The organism is Solimonas marina (genome assembly GCF_012241385.1).
GTDB lineage: Bacteria > Pseudomonadota > Gammaproteobacteria > Nevskiales > Nevskiaceae > Solimonas > Solimonas marina.
Map to the genome: position 1 here is coordinate 99,938 of NZ_JAAVXB010000004.1, position 21,917 is coordinate 121,854.

Annotated in this window: 19 protein-coding genes; 15 read left to right on the plus strand and 4 right to left on the minus strand. The window is 65.3% G+C overall.

Annotated elements, in window-relative coordinates; translation table 11 throughout:
* The first annotated feature begins 48 nt into the window (after positions 1–48).
* The 11 genes from G7Y82_RS08820 (at position 49) to G7Y82_RS08870 (ending at position 13,557) form a co-directional block, all read left to right on the plus strand.
* A complete protein-coding gene (locus G7Y82_RS08820; RefSeq protein ID WP_168147681.1) occupies positions 49–1,287 on the plus strand; it encodes a PilZ domain-containing protein in 1,239 nt (412 codons plus the stop codon).
* Positions 1,284–3,476 carry a tetratricopeptide repeat protein gene (locus tag G7Y82_RS08825; protein WP_168147682.1) on the plus strand — a complete coding sequence of 731 codons (2,193 nt, stop codon included), beginning with the start codon at positions 1,284–1,286 and terminating at the stop codon, positions 3,474–3,476. The genes G7Y82_RS08820 and G7Y82_RS08825 overlap by 4 nt, the downstream gene beginning before the upstream one ends.
* Positions 3,473–4,903 (plus strand): alginate export family protein, encoded by a 1,431-nt coding sequence (locus tag G7Y82_RS08830; protein WP_168147683.1) that lies wholly within the window; start codon positions 3,473–3,475, stop codon positions 4,901–4,903. The genes G7Y82_RS08825 and G7Y82_RS08830 overlap by 4 nt, the downstream gene beginning before the upstream one ends.
* Positions 4,894–6,666, plus strand: coding sequence for a mannuronan 5-epimerase AlgG (algG, locus tag G7Y82_RS08835; RefSeq protein WP_168147684.1), 1,773 nt, complete (start codon positions 4,894–4,896; stop codon positions 6,664–6,666). The genes G7Y82_RS08830 and algG overlap by 10 nt, the downstream gene beginning before the upstream one ends.
* Positions 6,667–6,681: 15 nt before the next feature.
* Positions 6,682–8,121: an MBOAT family O-acyltransferase gene (locus tag G7Y82_RS08840; protein ID WP_168147685.1), complete on the plus strand. Its 1,440-nt coding sequence runs from the start codon at positions 6,682–6,684 to the stop codon at positions 8,119–8,121.
* An 18-nt stretch (positions 8,122–8,139) separates the two neighbouring features.
* Positions 8,140–9,282, plus strand: a complete 1,143-nt coding sequence (locus tag G7Y82_RS08845) for an alginate O-acetyltransferase (protein WP_168147686.1) — start codon at positions 8,140–8,142, stop codon at positions 9,280–9,282.
* Positions 9,283–9,317: 35 nt separating this feature from the next.
* Entirely contained in the window at positions 9,318–9,944 is a 627-nt protein-coding gene (locus G7Y82_RS08850) for an alginate O-acetyltransferase AlgF (RefSeq protein WP_168147687.1), read from the plus strand.
* On the plus strand, positions 9,929–11,545 hold the full coding sequence (locus G7Y82_RS08855; RefSeq protein ID WP_168147688.1) for an alginate O-acetyltransferase AlgX-related protein: 1,617 nt from the start codon (positions 9,929–9,931) through the stop codon (positions 11,543–11,545). The genes G7Y82_RS08850 and G7Y82_RS08855 overlap by 16 nt, the downstream gene beginning before the upstream one ends.
* A complete protein-coding gene (locus tag G7Y82_RS08860) occupies positions 11,532–12,629 on the plus strand; it encodes a mannuronate-specific alginate lyase (RefSeq protein WP_168147689.1) in 1,098 nt (365 codons plus the stop codon). Before G7Y82_RS08855 ends, G7Y82_RS08860 begins: the two co-directional genes overlap by 14 nt.
* A gap of 89 nt (positions 12,630–12,718) precedes the next feature.
* Positions 12,719–13,222, plus strand: coding sequence for a dihydrofolate reductase (locus tag G7Y82_RS08865; protein ID WP_168147690.1), 504 nt, complete (start codon positions 12,719–12,721; stop codon positions 13,220–13,222).
* Between the two features lie 68 nt (positions 13,223–13,290).
* Complete coding sequence (locus G7Y82_RS08870; protein WP_168147691.1) at positions 13,291–13,557, plus strand: acyl-CoA-binding protein; 267 nt, start codon at positions 13,291–13,293, stop codon at positions 13,555–13,557.
* Positions 13,558–13,617: 60 nt separating this feature from the next.
* On the opposite strand, the gene G7Y82_RS08875 is transcribed toward G7Y82_RS08870, so the two are convergent.
* Entirely contained in the window at positions 13,618–13,935 is a 318-nt protein-coding gene (locus G7Y82_RS08875; protein WP_168147692.1) for a YXWGXW repeat-containing protein, read from the minus strand.
* Positions 13,936–14,184: 249 nt separating this feature from the next.
* Between G7Y82_RS08875 and G7Y82_RS08880 the strand changes: the two genes are divergently transcribed.
* Positions 14,185–15,324 carry a CDP-glycerol glycerophosphotransferase family protein gene (locus G7Y82_RS08880; protein WP_168147693.1) on the plus strand — a complete coding sequence of 380 codons (1,140 nt, stop codon included), beginning with the start codon at positions 14,185–14,187 and terminating at the stop codon, positions 15,322–15,324.
* A gap of 29 nt (positions 15,325–15,353) precedes the next feature.
* Here the strand turns inward: G7Y82_RS08880 and G7Y82_RS08885 are convergent, their stop codons facing one another.
* The 3 genes from G7Y82_RS08885 to ettA form a co-directional block, all read right to left on the minus strand.
* Entirely contained in the window at positions 15,354–16,274 is a 921-nt protein-coding gene (locus G7Y82_RS08885; RefSeq protein ID WP_168147694.1) for a peptidylprolyl isomerase, read from the minus strand.
* A complete protein-coding gene (locus G7Y82_RS08890) occupies positions 16,267–17,022 on the minus strand; it encodes an ATP-binding protein (RefSeq protein ID WP_168147695.1) in 756 nt (251 codons plus the stop codon). Before G7Y82_RS08890 ends, G7Y82_RS08885 begins: the two co-directional genes overlap by 8 nt.
* A gap of 262 nt (positions 17,023–17,284) precedes the next feature.
* Positions 17,285–18,949: an energy-dependent translational throttle protein EttA gene (ettA, locus tag G7Y82_RS08895; protein WP_168147696.1), complete on the minus strand. Its 1,665-nt coding sequence runs from the start codon at positions 18,947–18,949 to the stop codon at positions 17,285–17,287.
* Positions 18,950–19,113: 164 nt separating this feature from the next.
* Between ettA and G7Y82_RS08900 the strand changes: the two genes are divergently transcribed.
* The 3 genes from G7Y82_RS08900 (at position 19,114) to G7Y82_RS08910 (ending at position 21,825) form a co-directional block, all read left to right on the plus strand.
* The gene (locus tag G7Y82_RS08900; protein ID WP_168147697.1) at positions 19,114–19,956 is read left to right on the plus strand and encodes a sulfurtransferase; all 843 of its coding nucleotides are present in this window, start codon (positions 19,114–19,116) and stop codon (positions 19,954–19,956) included.
* Between the two features lie 100 nt (positions 19,957–20,056).
* Positions 20,057–20,581 carry a DUF4124 domain-containing protein gene (locus G7Y82_RS08905; RefSeq protein WP_168147698.1) on the plus strand — a complete coding sequence of 175 codons (525 nt, stop codon included), beginning with the start codon at positions 20,057–20,059 and terminating at the stop codon, positions 20,579–20,581.
* Positions 20,581–21,825 carry a threonine ammonia-lyase gene (locus tag G7Y82_RS08910; RefSeq protein WP_168147699.1) on the plus strand — a complete coding sequence of 415 codons (1,245 nt, stop codon included), beginning with the start codon at positions 20,581–20,583 and terminating at the stop codon, positions 21,823–21,825. The genes G7Y82_RS08905 and G7Y82_RS08910 overlap by 1 nt, the downstream gene beginning before the upstream one ends.
* Positions 21,826–21,917 lie beyond the last annotated feature (92 nt).

Sequence of the window (21,917 nt, forward strand, 5' to 3'; positions counted from 1 at the left end):
GCGCCGCCGCTTCCCCCGATCAAGAAATTTCTCCTGAAGGAACCAGCCATGGATGACGGAATTCCTCCCAATGTCGTGCACGAAGCCGAGGCCCAGCGCCAGCACCCGCGCGTTCGCGTGCCGGGCACCGTGCATGTCGCGCGCGGCGGCAGCGAGGTTCGCTACACGCTGCACGATCTTTCGGCCGGCGGTCTGAGCTTCACGGTCACCGACGATGCAGCGTTCAAGGTTGGCGACGTCTGCCGCGCTCGGCTCGCATTCACGATCTCACCCGTGGCGATCGTACTGCCGGTGACTTTGCAGGTGCGCAATGTCAGCGCCGACGGCAAGCGGGTCGGCGTGCAGTTCCAGAACCTCGGTGCCCGCGAGATCGCGGTGCTGCGCCAGGTCATCGGCGGCACGCTCGCCGGTGAGCTGGTCGGCACCGGCGACGTGATCACGGCGCTGTCGCGTGACAGCTTCACCAAGTCCCGCCCGGTGCAGCCGTCCAATGTCGGCCTCAGCGGCAAGGCGCGGACCAAGGCCGTGTCGACGACCGTGGCGATGCTGGTGGTCGGCGTCATCGCATTCTTCTATGCGGTCGGCAAGCTGTACGCGATGGCCTTTGTCACGCGAGCGTCGGCAGCCAAGATCGCGGCGCCGAGCTTCAACGTGACGATGCCGCGCGACGGCACCTTCTTCAGCCTGGTGCCGGCCGATGGGGTGATCAAGAAGGGGCAGCCGCTCGGTTCGTTCCAGGCGGCGATGCTCGACGTCGTGCAGTCGAACCTCGGCGACATGCATCTGTCGCCGGACCAGCTGGCGGCGTTGATGGGCGACCAGCTCAAGGGCACGTTGACCAGCCCGTGCAACTGCAAGGTCCAGCAGACCTATGCGGTGGACGGGCAGTTCGCCAACCGCGGTCAGGCGCTGTTCGAACTGGTGCCGACCGATGCGACACCGTATGTGTTGGCGCGCTTCCGCTTCAACGAGATCGACGATCTGCCGATCGGCAAGACCGTCGCGTTCACGATTTCCGGTGACGGCGGGACGCGTTACGGCAAGGTCGAGGATGTGCGTTTGCTGTCGCCGGCCGGTGACGCCGGTGCAACCGACGCGCGCGGCCTCACCAATCAGGGCGCGGTGGCCGACGTCATCGTCAAGATCAAGCCGGACCATCCGTTGGCGGCCGATCTGATCAACCGGCCGGTTGACGTGCAGCTCGGCGGTGACGCCGCGCTGTCGAGCAGGATCGCGGCGATCGGCGACTTCTTCACGAAGCGCGACGGACAGGCTGGCAAGGCATGAAATCCGTGCAACGCACCGGTTTGCCGGCGCGCGGCCTGATCCCGGTCGCGGTGGCGGCCTTGGTCTTCGGTGTCGGCTTCGACGCCTGGGGCTACGGCAACCATCTCGACAAGAACGGCGAGGGCGTGCTGGTCCACGGCGCCCAGGGACTGCCCGATATCGACCGAGGGCAGGAGGCGGCCAGGGAAGGCCGCCTCCAGGACGCGGAGACGGATCTCAAACCACTCGCCCAGCGCGGCTACGTCGAAGCGCAGATTTCGCTGGCCAAGCTCTATGTGAACGTCGGCACGCCCGACCGGATTCGCGATGCGATCGGCTGGCTGCGCACCGCGCGCAGCCGTGATCCGCTCGATACCGAAGTCCCGCTCGGCCGACTGCTCGCCGAGCAAGCCGACGATGCGTCGATCGCCGAAGGCGAAAAGCTGCTGGACAACGCCTGGCAAAAGCGCCGCGATCCGGATGCACTTGCCGGTCTGCTCCGTCTGTACACGGATCACCCTGAACTTGACACCGGCCACCGCGCCGCCGCGCTCGTCGCGCAGGCCGAGAAGATTCCGCTGGCCAACGTGCAGTCGTCGGTGATCGGCTGGTATCGCAGCACGCGTGCGGTCGACGACCATGAGCGCAAGCTGGCGGTGCTGTGCACGCGCTGGGTCGACTCGGTACCGGAGTGCTATGTCGATCTGGCGCGCAACGCGCGCGTTGCCGAAGACACCCCCTATCTCAAGCAGCTGGTGGCCGACGGCAGCCGCAAGTACGACGACGGCATTGTCACGCCGGATACGCTGGCGTCGCTGGCGCGCGTTCTGGTGGTGCCGATCCGTGGCGCGGCCGCCGGCCAGGGCGATGACGAGGATGAGGACGAGCCGGCGCCGGCGGTCAAGGTGTCCGACGTCACTGAAGACCCGGACGAACACAGCGAGGCGACTCTGCTGTCGCCGGGTCCGCAACAGGCGGCGCTGGCCTGCACACGCGTGCAGTTGACGCCGACGCAGACCGCGTCGTCGCCGAGCACGCCGGTGGCCGCCGGCCCGGCCGCACAGACGGACTTGGCCAACGCGCTGCTGAAGAAGATGCTCAATGGCCCGGACGAGTCGCCGGTGCTGGCCGCCAGCGTCGTCACGCGCTACAGCTATCTGCTGCCGAACACCGATATCGAGACGCCGCTCAAGCAGGCCGCAGCCCGTGGCGACGCACAGGCGCAGTTGGCGCTCGGACAGCTGTACATGATCGGCGCGCGTGCCCAGCGTGATCCGCAGCGCGCCTTGCGTGCGCTGCTGGATGCCGCGCAACAGCCGGATACCGCGATCAAGGCGCACTATCTGCTCGGCCGGCTGTACGCCTATGGCTATCTGGGCGAGAGCGAGCCGCTGTTGGCCGCGCAGTATCTGATGTGGTCGGCGCGGCGCGGCTATGCTTCGGCCGATCGTGCCCTGGCGCGTCTGTTCGTCAACGGCAAGGGCGTCTGCCCCAATCTCGAGAACGCTTACGTCTTCGCTCGTCTCGGTGCGGAAGGCGGCAGTGCATCGAGCGCGCAGCTCGAGCAGCAGATTGCGGCGCGGCTGCCGGCGGTGCAGATGGCGCAGGCGCAGAAGATGTATGTGGCCGAGTCGCAGGCGCGGCCTTCGGCTTATCAGATCCCGCAGACCCTGCTGGCGCGGGCCCAGGCTGATGCCGCCTCTGAAGACATTGACGCCGTTGCGGACGACGCCGGCACGAGCGGCTTCGTCGCCGCGGCACAGCCGCAGCCGTCGCCAGCCATGCCCGTGTCGGCGCCGGCGCCGGCACCGGCCGCGGAACCGCAGCGGCAGGTGAGCGATGCGACGCCGGTCCGCCATGCGTCGGCGGCGGTCGACGTCGCCAATACGGCGCCGCCAAGCCCGTCGCCGACGATGGCGCCTGTCGCGCTGCGCATGGACGAAACGCCGACGCTGGCGCGCGCGCCGGCCAAGGCCCGGGTCGCCGACGAGACGGCATCGCCCGATGCGCGGCCGCCAGCGCCGCCGGTGCATGAAATCCAGCTCTCGCATACCCCCTCGTCGGATCCGGCAGTGCGCCGCTTGCTCGAGGGCCTGCGCGTTTCGACGACGGCGGAGACCCGCCCTGATTCGAGTGCGTCCGCGACTTCCGCGGATGCCACGCAGCCGATGGCTGCCGAAACCTCGACCGCTTCCCGAACCGAACAATGAAAAGAACAAGCCACAGCGTCTCTGCCATTCCTTCTTCTCGCTCGATGTGGCCGCTGGCGATTGCCGCGGCATTCAGCCTGTCCGCACCGCTGGCTGCGCACGCCATGGATTTCGAGTGGCGCCTCAAGGCGACCGCCGCGGGCGTTGCCGACAGCGGCCGCGATCTGGGTCTCAACGACGCGAGCGACACGCGCGAGGCCTATGTCGACGTCACGCCGTGGATGCACGTGCAGTTCTCCCCCGATTGGGCCGGCTTCGTGCGGGTGCGTGGGTACGCGCCGACCGGCCGTCTGCTGCAACCGGGCGATGACGACAACAACGAATCGGCGACCAAGAAGGCCTTTGTCGGACTCAAGGAGGCGTGGATCGAATATGGCGGCTTGACCAGCTATCCGGGCGAAACCCTGCGGATCGGTCGCCAGCGGATTCGCAATGACGACACGCAGTTCTTCGATGAAGACATTGATGCCGCACGCTGGATCTTCGACACGACACTGCTGCAGGCCGATCTCGGTGTCGCCCATCAGTTCGATACCTATCGAACCGACAACATCGATCTGCCGCAGGAGCAGGATCACCGTACCTACGCCTTTGGCAGCCTCGCGTATGACTGGCGCGCACACCAGCGTGTCGGCATGCGTGTGGTCTATGCCGGCGACGACAATCATCTGCCTGACGCTGGCGAGCCGGTCGATACCAGTAAACGGCTGACCAAATCCAAGCAGGCCTGGATCAACGTCTACTTCGACGATCATCCGTACGACTGGCGCGATCAGCAGGCCGTGTCGTACTGGCTGCAGGGTACGTACCTGACCGGCTCTCGCGACAGCGTCAGCTACGACCCGGTGACCGGTCTGGTGACGACGAGCAATGACGGCGCCAACGTCGACGCCTGGGAGGGCGAGGGCGGCCTTCGCGCCAAGCTCAATCAGAACGTGCAGGCCGGTGTCGCGGTCGCGCACAGCGGTGGCGGCGGCAAGGCGCAATACGAGCAGACCGGCACGCAGAGCAATTATTCGCGGTTCACCGGTACGCGCTCGCAAATCTATCGCTTCAACGACGCGTTCCGCCCCGAACTCGGCAACCTGCAGGCGGCCACGGCCTTCGTCTCCGCCAGTGGCGGCCAGTGGGATGGCAGCGTCGTCTACAACAAGTTGCGCCGTCCCGACGATCGCGCGCCGGTCGTCAGCGATGCGCTGAGCGTGACGCCGAGCGTCCGCGATCATGACCTGGGCCAGGGCGTCGATGTCGTCGTCACGCGTTACTTCGATCTGTCCGGCGCCGGCGGTGCAACCGCCTACACGCCGGACGATACCGGCGACAGCTCGGTGCGCCTGCGTGCGTCGTGGTTCGATCCGGGCAAGGCCTACGGCAGCGACGCCAAGAACGAATATCGCATCCTGATGGAGTTCACGCTGTGGTACTGAAACGACGCGTTCAGACCTGGCTGCTGGCGCTGTGCTGCGCGCTGCTGTGCGGCGCTGCGACCGCCAAGGCGGCTGCGCCTGTCAGTCAGGGCGAACACGGCGATGCCTCGCCGGACGAGCCGGCCGTGCAAGTTCCGGACGTGCCGGACAACCCCGGCACCAACGGTGAACCCGTCACCAGTCGTCACGACGCCGCCAAGTCGGACGAGGAAATGCTCGACGCCGACGAGGACGATCCGGGTGAGCGCTACCAGACCGACGGCTCCGATCAGGACGACGAATCGGACCAGACCGCGGCCAAGTTGGCCGAGGCCTCGAAGCGGCCGTATGTGGTCGACGTCGTCAACGGTGCATCGCTGATGATTCCACCGCCGAAGCTGCCGAGTCTCGATCGCTATACGCCGGCCAATGCGATGGCCAAGATCGACAAGTCCAAGCGTGGTCACGCCGAAGTACATAGCGTGCTCGACGAACTGGTCTTCAAAGGCTTCATGGGCCGCGACCAGCGGATGCGCGATTGGGCAGCACGGCAACGCTCGTTGCCGAAGGCGATTTTCATCCACGGCTATATGACGCCCAAGGACATCGCGCGCCAGGTGCCGAAGCAGTACTTCCAGGAAATGGCCAAGGGGGTTTACGTCGCGCGTCTGCCGATCGATGTGCGACCCGGCGCGACGCTGCACATCGACGATTCGGTTTCCGACTTCCGCTTGTCGATCAACCGCGGCGCGTTTCTCGTCAACGAGGGCGAGCTGTTCATCACCGGCGCGCGAGTGCGCGGCTGGAACGAAGTCAAGAATGCACCTGCGACCTTCGTCGACAAGCATGACTTCCGGCCGTTCATCGTGTCGTGGGGCGGCTCGCAGACCTACATCATCAAGAGCGTAGTCGCCAACCTCGGTTACGCCGCGTCGAAGTCCTATGGCGTGTCGATCTCGCAGTTCTCACCGTCGATCGCGCCGAAGATGAACCGCCCCGAGCCGACCGGCTGGTTGCTCGACTCGGAGTTCTACGACAACTGGTATGGCTTCTACTGTTACGAGGCCGAAGACGTGGTGATTCGCGGCAACACCTATCACGACAACATCAAATACGGCATCGATCCTCACGACCGCTCCAAACGGCTGATCATCGCGCAGAACAAGGCGTACAACACCAAGGAAAAGCACGGCATCATCGTCTCGCGCGAGGTTGATGACAGCTGGATCTTCGACAACGATTCCTACGACAACCATCTGTCCGGCATCGTCGTCGACCGTAACAGCGTCAACAATGTAGTGGCCGAAAACCGCGTGTACCGCAATCATTCGGACGGCATCACGATCTATGAAAGTCCGCGCACGCTGATCTGGAAGAACCTGTCGAGCGGCAACTTGCGTCACGGCATTCGCGTGCGCAACAGCACCAATATGCGTCTGTACGGCAACGTCGCGGTCGGCAACGGCCTGTCCGGCATCTACGGCCATATCAAGGATCTGCATGGCACCGGCCGTAACCTCGCACTCGACCCGTTCCATGAACGCGTGTCGATGACGGTGGTCGGCGGTCAGCTGGTGTCGAACGGTTCGGCGCCGATCGGGATCGACCAGCCGCTCAGCCTCGAGCTCTACAACGTCGACATGCGCGCGCCGCAACGCGATCTCGGTATCAAGTTCACCGGCATTCTCGGCAAGCACCAGGAAAAGGTGCTGGACGTGCTGATGCGCCAGAAGAAGGCAGTCATCCTGCGGCCGGCCGACGAGGCCGTGGCCAGTTCGAAATAGGGAGCGCGACACCCCATGGTCTTCTCGTCCAACGTCTTTCTGTTTCTGTTCTTGCCCTTGTTTCTGGCGGTCTACTATCTGACGCCCAACCGAGGCCGCCTGCGCAACTATGTGGTGTTGACCGGGTCATATCTGTTCTACGCCTGGTGGCGCGTCGACTTTCTGTTGCTGTTCGCCGGGGTCACGGCGTGGAATTACATCGTCGGCATGGGCATTGCGCGCAACGGCCGGACCAGTGCGATGGCCAAGCGGTGGTTGCTCGCTGGCGTGATCGTCGATCTGGCGACGCTCGCGTATTTCAAATATGCCAACTTCGGGGTCGGCAGTTTCAACGCGATGCTCGAAGGCATGGGCATGCCGCCGTTCGAGTTCGCGCATGTGATCCTGCCGATCGGCATCTCGTTCTACACCTTCGAGTCGATCAGCTACATCGTCGACGTCTATCGTGGCGACGTCGAGGCCACGCGGCATCCGGTCGACTTTGCGACCTTCATCGCCTTGTTTCCGCATCTGATCGCCGGGCCGGTATTTCGCTACAAGGACCTGGCCGACCAGTTCGAACATCGCGAGCACAGCGTCGCGCTGTTCGGGCAGGGCGCGCTGCGCTTCATGCAGGGCTTCATCAAGAAGGTCTTCATCGCCGACTCGATCGAACCGCTGGTCAGTCACGCCTTTTCGCTGGCGCATCCCACCACGGCCGATGCCTGGCTGGGGGCATTCGCCTACACGATCCAGCTGTATTTCGACTTCTCCGGTTACAGCGACATGGCGATCGGTCTCGGCCTGATGATGGGCTTCCGCTTCGTCGAGAACTTCAACCAGCCCTACATCAGCCAGAGCATCACCGAGTTCTGGCGCCGCTGGCACATGAGCCTGTCGAGCTGGCTGCGTGACTATCTCTACATCTCGCTCGGTGGCAACCGCGGCGGCACCGGCAAGACCTATCGCAATCTGTTCCTGACCATGCTGCTCGGCGGCTTGTGGCACGGCGCCAACTGGACCTTTCTGCTTTGGGGCGCCTGGCATGGCGCGATCCTCTGTGTCGAGCGTGTGATGGGCGTCAAGGCCAATGTGCAGGGCTTCAAGCTTTGGCGCTGGGCGCCGACTTTCCTGTTCGTGGTGGTGGGCTGGGTGATGTTCCGCGCCGAAAGCGTCGGCACTGCACTCGACTTCTACGGCGCGATGTTCAGCTTCAGTGGTGGTGGCCTGTCGGATATTTATCGCAGCTCGATCACACAGTTGCAGCTGGTGACGCTGGCGGCCGGCATCGTCGTCTGCATCGTCCGTGGTGCGATGGTCATTGAACAACACCAGGGTGCGCCACGGCCGCCGCTGCGTCCGATGCGCCAGCGCCTGACGGCTGCCGCGCAGTTGCTGATCTGGCCACTGTTCCTGCTCGCGGTGCTGAAGCTGTCGGCGCAAAGCTATTCGCCGTTCCTCTACTTCCAGTTCTGAAAAAACGGGATTTTACGAATGCGAGACAACAACGAGACCGCAGTTGACACGGCAGCGCATTCTCCGGTGCTGCACGCCCTGCTGTTTGGTGCGGCGGTGCTGGTGATCGCCGTGGCCGCCGGGATTCGCTCACGGCACTACGAGCCCAAGGTCGACCAGGCCGTACTCGATGGGCGCATGGCGCACGACTTCGAGACGCAGTACGACCATCAATTCCCGGCGCGCAGCTTCGGCATTAGCCTGTGGGCCGCGATTGATTACGCGCTTTTTCATGAAGCCAAGAGCGGCGTGATCATCGGCAAGGGTGGCTGGCTGTATACCGATGAGGAATTCCTGGTTGGCAACGAATCCGCGCAGCGCGTCGAGCGCAATCTGGCGGCGATCGAGTCGGTGCACGAGCAGCTTGCCGCACAGGGCATCAAGCTGGTCGTGGCGATGGTGCCGGCCAAGGCGCGCGTCTATCCGGAGCATCTGGACGGGCGCCAGCCGCCGGCGCTGCATCAGGGGCTGTATGGTCGGGCGCAGTCCGCACTCGCGGCGGACGGCATCGCGCATGCCGACCTGCTCAAGCCGCTGGCGGACGGCAAGTCCGACGGCCCGACCTTCCTGCGTACCGACACTCACTGGACCGTGCATGGCGCCCAGCTTGCCGCACAGCAGATCGCGACCGTGGTGCGAACTCAGTTGCCGGCGCCGTCAGCACCCACCACATTCACGACGACCACCGAGCCACCGAAAGTCCATCAGGGTGACCTGCTGAACTTTTTGCCGTTGGCGCCGTACTTCTCGTGGCTGCTGCCGCCGCCGGAGACCATCGTCACCGCGCATACCGACGGTGCCGGTGGCGGTGACTTGCTGGGCGGTAGTGCCGCGCCGCGCATCGCGCTGGTCGGCACCAGCTATAGCGCCAACCCGAATTGGAACTTCGATGGCGCGCTTGAGCAGTCGCTCGGAGAAGACGTCGGCAATTACGCCAAGGACGGTCAGGGGCCGTTCGCCCCGATGAAGGCCTACTTGGCCGGTACCGACTTCAAGGACGCGCCGCCGCAGCTGGTGATCTGGGAGATCCCGGAACGCTACCTCGCGGTTTCGGCTCAGCCCAAGGCGGCCGACAAGGCCGGTGCGCCGCAGCCGCCGGCCAATGGTCCCGCTGGGCTCTAGGTTTCGCCGTTGACTTTCGCATTCATGGAGGAATGATGAAAACGACCTTTTACTCGCGCCGCCTGCCAGCGATGCTGGCCACCACTGCTGCCGCCGTCGCGCTGCAAGCGCATGCCGGACTCTATCCGCCGGCCGCGCCGCCGGACTCGGCTTTTGTGCGGGTCTTCAACGACACCACGCAAAGCAATGTGAAGTCGCAGGTGGGCGACAAGAGCGTGCCGGAGGCGCAGCCGATGGACGCCAGCGGCTACGTATTCCTGCCGCCGGGCAGCTACAAGGCCCAGATCGGTAGCCAGTCCGACAGTGTGGCGCTGGCATCCAAGCGCTGCTACACGGCGGCGCTGACGCCGAGCGACATCAAGCTGTTCGATCAGGAATGTTTCAACAGCCAGTTGAAGTCGCTGATCTCGGTCTACAACCTGATCGACGGTACGACCTTGACGGTCAAGGTTGGTGACAGCGGGCCGGCCGTCGTTGACGGCGTTGCCGCCGACAAGTCCGGCCATCGGGAAGTCAATCCGGTGAAGGCGTCGCTGGTCGTCTTCAACGGCGGTTCCAAGCTGGCCGCCGCCAAGCCCATGATGCTGGAGCGCGGCAAGGTCTACAGCCTGTTCGTGACAGGGACGACGTCGTCGCCGGTGCTGACATGGGTCGTCAATTGATCAGCGGTCGGGCGATGCGCCGCGTGCTGGCGTCCATGGTCGGCGTTGCCGGCCTGGCGTTGGCGGCCGGTGCGTCGGCACCGGCCATCGCGGCGACGACCGACGCCCCGGCAGCCGCGCCGCAGTACAACATCGAGCTGTGCTGCCAGCTGTGTCCGAAGGCCGCCGACCCGACATCCTACGACGGCTCGTCGTACCTCAACGATTTTCGAGTGCTCGAGCAGGGCCGCAAAGGCTGGCTGTTCCGCTCGAAGATGGACCTGGCGACGCATATCGACATCAATGACGAAAGCATCGCGCAGTTGCATCGCCTGGTGACGGCGCTGCGCGCGCGTGGCAGCGAGCTGGTGATCGTGCTGCAGCCGCCACGTGGCCTGATGGACCCGGACATGCTGACGACTGCCGAGCGAGCACGCTATGACTTTGCGACGGCGAAGCAGAGCTATGCGAACGCACTGGCACGGATTCGCCTGTCGGGTGCTCAGGTCGCGCCGCTCGATACGCTGGTGAACGAGCATAAGGGTTACGAGTATTTCTTCCGTCGCGACCATCACTGGACCCCGGAAGGCGCGCGGCATACCGCAGCGGTAGTGGCGCAGACGATCAAGTCCTTGCCTGCCTACCGGCAGATCCCGCAGCAGCAGTACGTCACCAAGGAAGCGAGCCTGATTGGCAAGCCGGGCACGCTGCAAAAGGTCGCGGCGCAAATCTGCGGCGGCTCTTATTCGATGCAATACGTGACCGGCTATGTCACCGAGCTGGCTGGCGGCGATGATGCCGGCGCATTGCTCGGCAATGACACGTCATCGAACGGCGATGCCAGCGGCGGCGGGCTGCTCGATGTGGCGAACAAGGGCAATGACGGCGGTGGCCTGCTCGGCGCCGATGGCGCCGACGGTGGTGTCCCGCAGGTCGCGTTGATCGGCACCAGCAACAGCGACACGAAGGGTGGTTACAACTTCGCCGGCTTTCTTGAGCAGGACCTCAGCGTCGACATTTTCGACACCGCGCTGTCCGGTGGTTCTTTTGACGGTTCGCTGCTGCACTACCTGCCGAGCAAGATTTACCAGGATCATCCTCCCAAGGTCATTGTCTGGGAGATTCCGTGGCAGAACTGGCCTGGCGCCCAGGAGGGCGACAAGGATCCCTACAAGACGTATCGGCAGGCGGTGCCGTTGGTCTACGACGGTTGTGACGGGCGGCAGGCGGTGATGTCGCGCACGATCGATGTGCATCAGGGGAGCAACGAGCTGTTGTTCAACGGCGGCCATGTCGAGCCCCTGGTCGGTGGGCACTACTGGCTCGACGTGCAATTCAGCGACCCGACCGTCAAGGACATGCACGCGATGATTTGGTATTACAGCGGCCAGAAAGACTCCCTGAAGCTGCATTTCAATCAGTACGTCGATAACGGCGGTCGTTTCGTGACCGAGCTGCGCGACGATCGGCCCGAGTACGCGAAGGCGACGATGATGGGCGCGACGCTGGAGATCGATCAGCCGGTGAGTGCGTCTCTGAAGGTCACGGCACGTGTGTGTGCCGCCGAAGGCGCGGGTCAGCAGACCGCATCGCTGCAGGAGGTGCGTCATGGCCATCACTGAGCGCGCGCGCCGTACTGCGTTGGCGGTGGGGCTGGGTCTGGTCGTGGTCACCGCGCCGGCGCTGGCTGACCAATTGGTGCCGCCGACGGGTTACTACGCCGCTGTCGGTCATAACGGCAAGACCTCGAATTGCCCCTCGCCGCCCAAGCCATTCACCGGTGAACTCGATTTTCCGAGCAAGTACACCGGATCCGGCAAGGCGCGCGACCAGCTCAACGAGCAGGCCGACGCGCGTTACAAGGCGATGACCCAGCCGATTCGGCAGATGGAGAAGGGCGCGACCAAGCTCGTCGATCAATACATGGAGAGTGGCTCGCCCGAAGCGCTGGCTTGCGTCCTGCAATGGTATGGAAGCTGGGCGGATGCCGGCGCGCTGCTTGGGCCGTATGGCGATCACACCGGAAAATCGATGCGCAAGTGGGCATTGGCGAGTCTGTCGAGCGCGTGGCTGCGTTTGCAGTTTTCGCGCTCCCAGCCGCTGGCTGCGCATCAGGCCGAGGCGCAGAAGGTTGAAGCCTGGCTCGGCAAGATCGCCGATCACGTTGTCACCGAATGGAATGAGGGCGATCCGCTCAAGAAGATCAACAACCACTACTACTGGGCGGCGTGGGCGGTCATGGCGACCAGCGTGGTGACCGATCGCCGCGATCTGTTCGACTGGTCGACGAAGATGTACGCGATCTTTTCCAGGCAGGTCGATGCCGATGGTTATCTGCCAAACGAACTGGCGCGCAAGACGCGCGCGGCCGGTTACCAGGTCTATGCGGTAACGCCGGTCGCGATGCTGGCGGCGTTCGGCAAGGCGAATCGTCTCGATCTGGCCGCAGAAGGGGATGACGCATTGCAGCGTGCCGTTGGGCGCGCGATCAATGCCTACAGCGATCCGCGGCCTTTCGAGGTGAAGACCGGCGTGCGGCAGACGCTGGAAGGTGTTGATGAACAGCGCTCGAAGCTCGCCTGGCTGGAAGCTTATTGCTGGACCGTCCAATGCAACGACGAGGAGGCGACCAAGCTCAAGTCGTTGCGGCCGATGTCGAATACGCGACTCGGCGGCGACCAGACGGCGGTGTTCGGGAGCGGCTGATCCGCAGGCTGCGGTAGGGCCGTGACGGCGTGGCGGCGTTATAGTGCGGGCCGCCACGCCGTTGTGGCCACACGATGCGGAAACACACGATGCCGTCGTCTCTGAGTCTCGTCGTCGCGCTGGACGAGAACCGCCTGATCGGTCGCGACAATGGTTTGCCGTGGCGCTTGCCGGATGACATGAAGCATTTCCGTCGTGTTACCACCGGCCATACGATCCTGATGGGACGCAAGACCTGGGACTCGCTGGGGCGACCGCTGCCGGAGCGCGACAACTGGGTGCTGACGCGTGATCGCGACTTCCGTGCGGATGGTGCGCGAGTCTTTCACAGCCTTGACGACGTCCACGCCGCGCATGCCGACGGTGAGCTGATGGTCATCGGTGGCGGCGAGCTGTACCGGCAGACGCTGCCGTTGGCGCAGCGTCTGTATCTGACTGAAGTGCAGGCCAAGCTTGCCGATGGCGATGCCTGGTTCCCGGCGTTCGACCGCAGCGCGTTTCGCGAGATTGCGAACGAAGCACATGACGCCGACGAGCGTCACGCGTATCCATTCCGCTTCATCACGCTCGAACGACTGGCGCCGCAGTCATAGCCGGGCGCCGCTCCGCGGCGCTATGCTGGCCGTCTGATTCGACAACATAGAACACGCGAGGACCACCGATGGCTGATCTCAAGGCGGATTTCGAAAAAGCGCAGAAGGACGTCAACACCCTGACCAAGCGTCCGGACAACAGCGACCTGCTGGCGCTTTATGCGAGCTACAAACAGGCGACCGACGGCGACGTCAGCGGCTCGCGTCCGGGCATGCTCGACGTCAAAGGGCGCGCCAAATACGATGCTTGGGCCAAGCTCAAGGGCAGCAAGAGCGACGCGGCGATGAAAGCCTATGTCGACAAGGTCTCGGGACTGCTGAAGACGCACAAGTAAGCACGATCGACACGTGAAAAAAGGGGCCGCATTGCGGCCCCTTTTTTCTGCGCGATTGCGTCAATTGCGCACCCAATGGCCGGGCACGTAATGCCAGTTCGGACCGCGCTGCACCCAGTGGTCGGGCACCCAGTGGCTGCCGTGGCGCGCGGCGACCCAGTGGCCGCCGACCCAGACGTGGGCGTGGCCGTTCCAGCGCCAGTAGCCGGGCGCGTACACGTAACCGGGGCGCGGCGCCGGTGCGACGACGACACGCGGCGGCGGCGGCGCGACGTTGATGTCGACATCGACGCGGGCCTGCGCCGCCAGCGGCGCCAGCGTTGCCCCCGCCAGTGCCAGTGCGATCAGCGTGGTGCGAGTTTTATTGACGATGTTCATGGCAGCCTCCTTTGAGACTTGCGAGTACCGCACGATGCGGTCTTTACGGCCGATATGCTCGGCGCGCCTCGCCGAACGCCACCTGAAAACCGGGTAACGGTTTGTAACCGTTGCGGCCGTGGGCCGGGGCCAGCACCGCCGCGCGATCACGACGTTAAAATGCCTGCCCCATCGCGCCACCGGTGCAGCCGCGCGATGCTTGAAGGGGAGGGAGCCGGCTGCTGCGTTGCTTGGGGGTGATTACGCGACATGCGCGTCCTGTTTCCGTATCTGGCGCAGATTCATCAGATTCCGCATTCGCTGCCGGTTGCCGTGCAGCTGGCGTTGCGCCATCCGCAGATCGAAGTGCATGTGGCCGGCGTGTCGCCGCGCCATCTCGAGACGGTGCGACAGATGCTGGGTCGTCATGCGCCACAGGCACGCATCGCATTGAAGCGACTCGACATCGGCTGGGAGGATCGCGGTCTGATGGCCCTGGGGCGCAGCATCGCCGGCAAGCGACGCACGATGCGTTTGAACCGTGATTACTTCGCGGGCTTCGATGCCATCGTCACGCCGGAATCGACCTCGCTGTACCTGCGCAAGCTCGGTATCGGCGCGACCATGATCCGCACCGGGCATGGCGCCGGTGATCGTGCCATCGCCGTGTCCGAGCGTGTCGGCGAATTCGATCTGGTCCTGATCGGCGGCGACAAGATGGAACGTCGCATGCTCGATGTCGGCATCATCCGGCGCGGCGCCTACGTGAAAGGCGTGTATGCCAAGTTCGACTGGATGCTGCCGTCCGCTGCAGGCCGGGCGCCGCTGTTCGACAACGGCCGACCGACCGTGTTGTACAACCCGCACTTCCGTCCGCAGCTGTCGTCTTGGCCGAAATGGGGGCGCGCGGTGCTCGAGCACTTCGCCGCCGACACGCGCTACAACCTGATCTTTGCGCCGCACATCCGCCTTTTCGATTCGCCGATGCGCAAGCTGCACGAGCACCAGCTGCGGCGTTACGCGGCGTTACCGAATATCCACGTCGACCTCGGCAGTGAGCGCAGCATCGACATGAGCTATACCGGCGCCGCTGATCTTTACCTCGGCGATGTCAGCAGTCAGGTGACCGAGTTTCTCTATCACACGCGGCCTTGCGCGTTTCTCAATGCGCATGGCGTGCAGTGGACCGACGATCCGAACTATCGCTTCTGGCACATGGGGCCGGTCGTCGAGGCCTGCGATGAACTGGGCGCGACCGTCGATCGAGCGTTCGCCACGCATGCCGACTATGTCGATCGGCAGCGGCACTACTTCACTTCAAGCTTCGGCCTGACGCCCGGGCAGACCAGCTCGCCGCATGCGGCCGACGGCATCGCGCAGTTTCTCGACGGGCAGGCGATCGTCGTCTGAGCGGCGATGTAAGCCAGGCCGCGCCGACTCTATGGCGCAGTCGCTGCTTGCGGTGCTGGGCGAACCGGCAGCGGGACGCTGCAGACGTCGATGTGACCGGCCGGCACGAGATACCAGGCGTCGCGGCGGTTGCGCCGTGATTCGACGAGCGCGGTGAAGCTGGCGGTGTCGGTGCGCAGCAGTTGCAGACGCGGTCGCTCGGCGGCGGGCAGGTCGGCGGCGATGCGCACACGCACGATGGGCGGCATGGCTTGCTGGGCATCGTAGAAGCCCATCGCGCCGTCGCCGCGCGGCAGCGCCGCAAGCAGCGGCATGCCCTCGACGACACGACCGACCAGCGCGATGTTGCGGTCGAGCTGGCGCGGTGCCTGGCCGATCACCACATAGAGTTCGTTACCGGGGCCGGAGGTGGGCGCGTTGTCGCGGCCGGCGCCGACCATGCCATAGCAGTGCGTCAACCACGCGTGTCCATCGGCGCTGTCGCGCGCCGCCGGAAGGCCATCGACAAAGCCGGTCTGCGGTGCATAGCCGTCGACGTCGGGCAGGGCCGTGAACGGCAGCCCTTTTGCGCTGCGAGCGAATTCCGGTGCGACGCTGGTCGCAACCTTGCCGAGACTGCGCGCGCCGGGTTCGCCGGCTTTGGGGTCGCCCCACTGCGTGACGAAGTTGTCCTGCACGCGCGTGATCGCCAGACCGTCGAAATAATGCGCACGGACCAGCGCCTTGACGTTGGCAACATGCTGCGGCGCGAATTGCGGTGCCAGCTCGATGACGACACGGCCACCCGGCAAGTCCATCAGCAAGGTGTTGTTCGGATCAAGCGCGCGCCAGTCCGACGCCTGCGTGGCGTCGAGCACCTGCTGCATCGTCAGCGCCGGCGCTGGGGCCGCGTCGTCGGCGATCGCCGGCAGCGCGGTGAGCAGCGCCAGCGCTGCGAGCGCCTTACGCATGGCGGCCTGCCCAGTCGCGCGCGAACTGGCGTGCGACGCGGCCGGAGCGCGATGCGCGATTCAGCGCCCAGCGCAGCGCCATCTTCTCGGTTTCCTCGTCCCATGTGGCGTGGTCGAGCTTGTTCAGGTGCAGGCGCACGACGTCGAGATACTGCTGCTGCGAGAACGGCTGGAAGCTCAGCCACAGGCCGAAGCGCTCGGACAGCGAAATCTTTTCCTCGGTCGATTCGCCAGGGTGCAGTTCGTCGTCGATCCAGTGGTACTCGCCGTTGTCGCGCTTGGCTTCCGGCATCAGATGTCGGCGGTTCGACGTGGCGTAGATCAGCACGTTCTCCGGCGGCTCCTCGATACCGCCGTCGAGGGCGGTCTTCAGTGCGGTGAGCGCCGGGTCGTTGGAGGCCACCGAGAAGTCATCGACGTAGAGCACGAAGCGCTCGTCACGCTCACGCAGCGGTGCAACGACATCGGGCAGATCGATCAGGTCGTGCACGCCCAGCTCCACCAGGCGCAGGCCCTGCGGCGCGAAGGCATTGAGCAGCGCCTTGACGATCGACGACTTGCCGGTGCCTCGCGAGCCGGTCAGCAGCACGTGATTGGCCGGCTTGCGCTCGACGAACTGCCGTGTGTTCTGGATCAGCGCTTCTTTCTGGCGCTCGATGCCGAGCAGATCGTCGAGTTGCACGGTCTGCACGAATTCGATCGGTTGCAGTTTGCGCTGATGCCAGCGGTAGGCGAGATGCACGGTCATCGGAATCGGAAGTCTTGGCGTTGGGGGAAGGGCGGTTGCCGGGCGCTCATGCTAAGCGCTGCGGCGCTCGGCGTCTTGCGTCAGAGGGGCGTCAGGCTTTGCGATCCGGACAACGATGCGGATTGCCGACCGCACTTGTGGCGCGGTGTTGCGTCGGCGGTGGCGATCATGAGTCCGTCGTCAACCCGCGCCGCTAACGACAACGGCCCCGACAGGCGCGTGGTTGCGCGTGCCGGGGGCCGTTGTCGTCACGCACGAACAATCAGGCCAGCTTCTTGTGCCGCGCGCGGCGGTTGATGCCCGGCTCGCTGCCGGTCCGGCGACGGAAGTCGTCTTCGTATTCGCGGTAGTTGCCCTCGTGCCAGATCACTTCGCCGGAATCCTCGAACGCGAGGATGTGCGTGGCGACGCGGTCGAGGAACCAGCGATCATGCGAGATGACCAGCGCGTTGCCCGGGAAGTCGAGCAGCGCTTCTTCGAGCGCGCGCAGCGTTTCGACGTCGAGGTCGTTGGTCGGTTCGTCGAGCAGCAGCGTGTTGCCGCCGGCCAGCAGCAGCTTGGCCAGATGCACGCGGTTGCGTTCGCCGCCCGACAGATCCTTGATGCGCTTCTGCTGCGACTCGCCCTTGAAGTTGAAGCGGCCGATGTACGCGCGGCTCGGCATTTCGAAGCTGCCGGCGCGAATGATGTCCTGACCGTTGGAAATTTCTTCCCAGACCGTCTTGTCGCCGTCGAGCGCGTCGCGCGACTGGTCGACGTAGGCGATCTTCACCGTTTCGCCGACCTTGATCTCGCCGGCGTCCGGCTGCTCCTGGCCCATCAGCATGCGGAACAGCGTGGTCTTACCCATGCCGTTGGCGCCGATGATGCCGACGATCGCGCCGCGCGGAATCGAGAAGCTGATGCCCTGATAGAGATTGCGCTCGCCAAACGACTTCGACAGGTTGTTGACGTCGATGACCACGTCGCCGAGGCGCGGGCCGGGCGGGATGTAAAGCTCCTTGGTCTCGCTGCGCTTCTGGTATTCCTGCGACGACAGTTCCTCGAAGGCCTTGATGCGCGCCTTGCTCTTGGTCTGTCGGCCCTTGGGGTTCTTGCGTACCCATTCGAGCTCTTCCTTCATCGCCTTGCTGCGCGCGTCTTCCTGCTTCTGCTCGGTCTCCAGGCGCTTTTCCTTCTGCTCCAGCCAGCTCGAGTAGTTGCCCTGCCACGGGATGCCGTGGCCGCGGTCGAGTTCGAGAATCCAGCCGGCGACGTTGTCGAGGAAGTAGCGGTCATGGGTGACGGCGATGATGGTGCCCGGGAAGTCCTTGAGGAACTTCTCCAGCCAGGCCACCGATTCGGCGTCCAGATGGTTGGTCGGCTCGTCGAGCAGGATCATGTCCGGCTTGCTCAGCAGCAGGCGGCACAGCGCCACGCGGCGGCGCTCGCCGCCCGACAGCGTGGTGACGTCGGCGTCCCACGGCGGCAGGTTCAGCGCTTCGGCGGCCTTGTCGAGAATGACGTCGATGTTCTCGGCGTCGGCCGCGGCGATCTTCGCTTCGAGGTCGGCCTGCTTGGCGGCCAGCTTGTCGAAGTCGGCGTCTTCCTCGGCGTAGGCGGCGTAGACCGCGTCGAGGTCTTCCTTGAGCTTGAGAATGTCGCTCAGCGCTTCCTCGACGTTGCCGCGCACGGTCTTGCTCGGGTCGAGCTGCGGCTCCTGCGGCAGATAGCCGATCTTGATGCCGGGCATCGGCCGTGCCTCGCCGACGATGTCCTTGTCGATGCCGGCCATGATCTTCAGCAGCGTCGACTTGCCCGCGCCGTTGTAGCCGAGCACGCCGATCTTGGCGCCCGGGAAGAACGACAGCGAGATGTCGCGGAGGATTTCTTTCTTCGGCGGCACAATCTTGCCGACGCGATTCATCGTGTAAACGTACTGAGCCATGACACTTCCGGGAGTTCGTGAGAATCGTCGCGAACCACGCGACGCAGCCGCCGATTATCGCGGCCGCAGGGGGTGCTTGTCATGTCTGCGGCCGCGCGGCATGGCCCTCGGGCTGTGCTAAAAAGCGCGCCAAACCGTGCATTTCCACCATAACCGGAGCCGCCATGAGCGATCCGCTGATTCGCGCCGCTGCGCTCGCAACGCATCTCGATGACCCGCGCTGGCGGCTCATCGACTGCCGCTTCGATCTCACCGATCCGGCCGCCGGGCGGCGTGCCTATGCGCAGGCTCACCTGCCGGGCGCGCGCTACGCCGACCTCGACACCGACCTGTCGTCGCCGATCACCGCCGGCAGCGGCCGCCATCCGCTGCCGGATCCGGCGGTGTTCGCCGCACGAATGGCCGCCTGGGGCATCGCCGACGAGACCGAAGTGGTGGTCTACGACCATGGCAATGCGCTGTTCGCGTCGCGCCTGTGGTGGTTGCTGCGCGCGCGCGGGCATCGCCGCGTGCGCGTGCTCGACGGTGGCCTGCAGGCCTGGGTCGCGGCGGGTTTGCCACTGACCGATGCGCCGCCGGTCGCGGTGGCACCGGTGGCGGTCGAGACCCGGCCGTTCGTCGGCTGGCTGAGCAGCGCCGACGTCGAACGGGCGCTGGCCGACGACGCCATCCGTCTCGTCGACGCGCGCGCGGCCGACCGCTTTGCCGGGCAGAACGAGACCTTGGACCCGGTCGCCGGCCACGTGCCCGGCGCCGTCAACCATCCGCTGGCCGCCAATCTCGCCGCCGACGGCAGCTTCTTGCCGGCCGACGAGCTGCGCCGGCGCTGGCGGGCGACGCTGGAGGGTCGCGCGCCGACCGATCTGGTGACCATGTGCGGCTCCGGCGTCACCGCCTGCCACAGCCTGCTGGCGCTGGAACGCGCCGGCCTGACCGGCGGCCGGCTCTACGCCGGCTCCTGGAGCGAGTGGATCCGCGATCCGTCGCGGCCGGTGGCGCGCGGCTGAGCGCTATTTGGACTTGCGCTGTGCGCCAGGTCACAGCCCGCGGCCGTTGATGTGAAAAGCCCTCATGCAGGGGCTGCCGCGCAGGCGGATAATGCGCGCCATGTTGAGTTCCGCGCCTACCCAGTGTGCAACGGCGGCCGCGCTCGTCACGGCGCTGCTGATGGCGCCGGCCGAGGCCGGCGTCTACCGCTGCACGGTGGACGGCGTGACCCGTTACAGCGACCAGCCCTGTCAGGCTGGCGATACGCCGGTGGACGTGCCGGATGCCAATGTCGTGCAGCCGACCGCGTCGGATGCGCTGGCCGAGCAGCATGATCGCCGTGTCGACGCCTATCGCAAGGCGCGCGCCGCCGAGGATGCGGACTGGCGCGAGCAGCACGATGCGGCGACGGCCGATGCCGAGCGCATCCGCAATGCTCGTGTGCGTGGCGAGGCGGCGGTCGGCATGACCGAAGCCGATCTGCGTGGTGCGCTCGGCACGCCGGACAAGACGCGTACGCGGCAGTCCGCCAGCGGCACGCGCGAGACCTGGTCGTATCGCAACGACGACGGCAGTCGCACCACGGTCACGCTGCAGGACGGCATCGTCAGCAAGGTCAGTCGTTCCAGCAGTCGGAGTCGTTGATGAATACCCACCAGCCCCTGCCGATCGGCTTCGATGACGTGCGCCGCGCGGCGAACGTGATCGATGGCCAGGTCGTGCGTACGCCGTGTACGCGCTCGCGCGTGCTGTCGAAGATCACCGGCGCCGATGTCTGGATCAAGTTCGAGAATTTCCAGTTCACCGCGTCGTTCAAGGAACGCGGTGCGCTGAACAAGCTGGTGAGCCTCACCGAGGCCGAGCGCGCCGCCGGCGTCGCCGCGATGTCGGCCGGCAATCACGCGCAGGGCGTCGCCTATCACGCGACACGTCTCGGCATCAAAAGCGCGATCGTGATGCCGGCCAATACGCCGTTCACCAAGGTGCGCAACACGCGCGAGCTGGGCGGCGAGGTGATTCTGCATGGCGAGACGCTGGCCGACGCACAGACCTTTCTCGAACAGGAATTGATGGCTCGCCGCGGCATGACGCTGGTGCATCCATTCGACGATCCGTACGTGATGGCCGGGCAGGGCACGGTGGCGCTGGAGATGCTCGAACAGGCGCCGGACCTCGATACGCTGCTGGTGCCGATCGGCGGCGGCGGCTTGATTGCCGGCATGGCGGTCGGCGCGCACGGCATCAACCCGGATCTGCGCGTGATCGGCGTCGAATCGGCGGCGTTTCCGTCGGCCTACGCCGCACAGCAAGGTGATCTGTCGCTGGTCAAGGGTGGTCAGACCATCGCCGAAGGCATTGCCGTCAAGACCATCGGCCGCCTGACGATGGCGGTGATACGCGAGCACGTCGCCGAGCTGCTGCGCGTCGACGAGCCGGCGATCGAACGTGCCGTCGGTCTGCTCGCGTCGATCGAAAAAGTCATCGCCGAAGGCGCCGGCGCGGTCGGTCTGGCGGCGCTGCTGACCGATCCGGTGTCGTTCGCCGGGCGCAAGGTCGGCCTGGTGATTTCGGGCGGCAACGTCGACACGCGCTTGCTGGCGTCGGTGCTGCTGCGCCAGTTGGTCAACGAATCGCGGCTGATCTCGCTGTCGATCGACATCGAGGACCGGCCCGGCTTTCTTGCGCGCGTCGCCGGCCGCATCGGCGAATCAGGCGGCAACATCATCCAGGTCCACCACGAGCGCCTGCATCGCGGCCACGCCAAGAATGCGACGCTGGAGGTAATGGTCGAAGCGCAGGACGAAGCGCATGCGCGGCAGATCTTCGCCGACCTCGAAGCGCACGGTTACAGCGTGCGCAAGGGTTCGGGCGGCATGGAATTCGATTGAAATTTGCGCGAGGCGCTACTGCGCTCGACGGCTTGCCCGCGGGCGGTGCTCGCAATACTCACGTACTGGTGTACGCTGCGCTTGCTGCGCTC

Coding starts and splice junctions, on each gene's coding strand:
- G7Y82_RS08900 (WP_168147697.1), top strand. CDS start 19,114: ATGAGCGATCCGCTGATTCGCGCCGCTGCGCTCGCAACGCATCTCGAT.
- G7Y82_RS08865 (WP_168147690.1), top strand. CDS start 12,719: ATGCCGTCGTCTCTGAGTCTCGTCGTCGCGCTGGACGAGAACCGCCTG.
- ettA (WP_168147696.1), bottom strand. CDS start 18,949: ATGGCTCAGTACGTTTACACGATGAATCGCGTCGGCAAGATTGTGCCG.
- G7Y82_RS08850 (WP_168147687.1), top strand. CDS start 9,318: ATGAAAACGACCTTTTACTCGCGCCGCCTGCCAGCGATGCTGGCCACC.
- G7Y82_RS08910 (WP_168147699.1), top strand. CDS start 20,581: ATGAATACCCACCAGCCCCTGCCGATCGGCTTCGATGACGTGCGCCGC.
- G7Y82_RS08855 (WP_168147688.1), top strand. CDS start 9,929: ATGGGTCGTCAATTGATCAGCGGTCGGGCGATGCGCCGCGTGCTGGCG.
- G7Y82_RS08840 (WP_168147685.1), top strand. CDS start 6,682: ATGGTCTTCTCGTCCAACGTCTTTCTGTTTCTGTTCTTGCCCTTGTTT.
- G7Y82_RS08890 (WP_168147695.1), bottom strand. CDS start 17,022: ATGACCGTGCATCTCGCCTACCGCTGGCATCAGCGCAAACTGCAACCG.
- G7Y82_RS08870 (WP_168147691.1), top strand. CDS start 13,291: ATGGCTGATCTCAAGGCGGATTTCGAAAAAGCGCAGAAGGACGTCAAC.
- G7Y82_RS08845 (WP_168147686.1), top strand. CDS start 8,140: ATGCGAGACAACAACGAGACCGCAGTTGACACGGCAGCGCATTCTCCG.
- G7Y82_RS08875 (WP_168147692.1), bottom strand. CDS start 13,935: ATGAACATCGTCAATAAAACTCGCACCACGCTGATCGCACTGGCACTG.
- G7Y82_RS08825 (WP_168147682.1), top strand. CDS start 1,284: ATGAAATCCGTGCAACGCACCGGTTTGCCGGCGCGCGGCCTGATCCCG.
- G7Y82_RS08885 (WP_168147694.1), bottom strand. CDS start 16,274: ATGCGTAAGGCGCTCGCAGCGCTGGCGCTGCTCACCGCGCTGCCGGCG.
- G7Y82_RS08880 (WP_168147693.1), top strand. CDS start 14,185: ATGCGCGTCCTGTTTCCGTATCTGGCGCAGATTCATCAGATTCCGCAT.
- G7Y82_RS08820 (WP_168147681.1), top strand. CDS start 49: ATGGATGACGGAATTCCTCCCAATGTCGTGCACGAAGCCGAGGCCCAG.
- G7Y82_RS08830 (WP_168147683.1), top strand. CDS start 3,473: ATGAAAAGAACAAGCCACAGCGTCTCTGCCATTCCTTCTTCTCGCTCG.
- G7Y82_RS08905 (WP_168147698.1), top strand. CDS start 20,057: ATGTTGAGTTCCGCGCCTACCCAGTGTGCAACGGCGGCCGCGCTCGTC.
- G7Y82_RS08860 (WP_168147689.1), top strand. CDS start 11,532: ATGGCCATCACTGAGCGCGCGCGCCGTACTGCGTTGGCGGTGGGGCTG.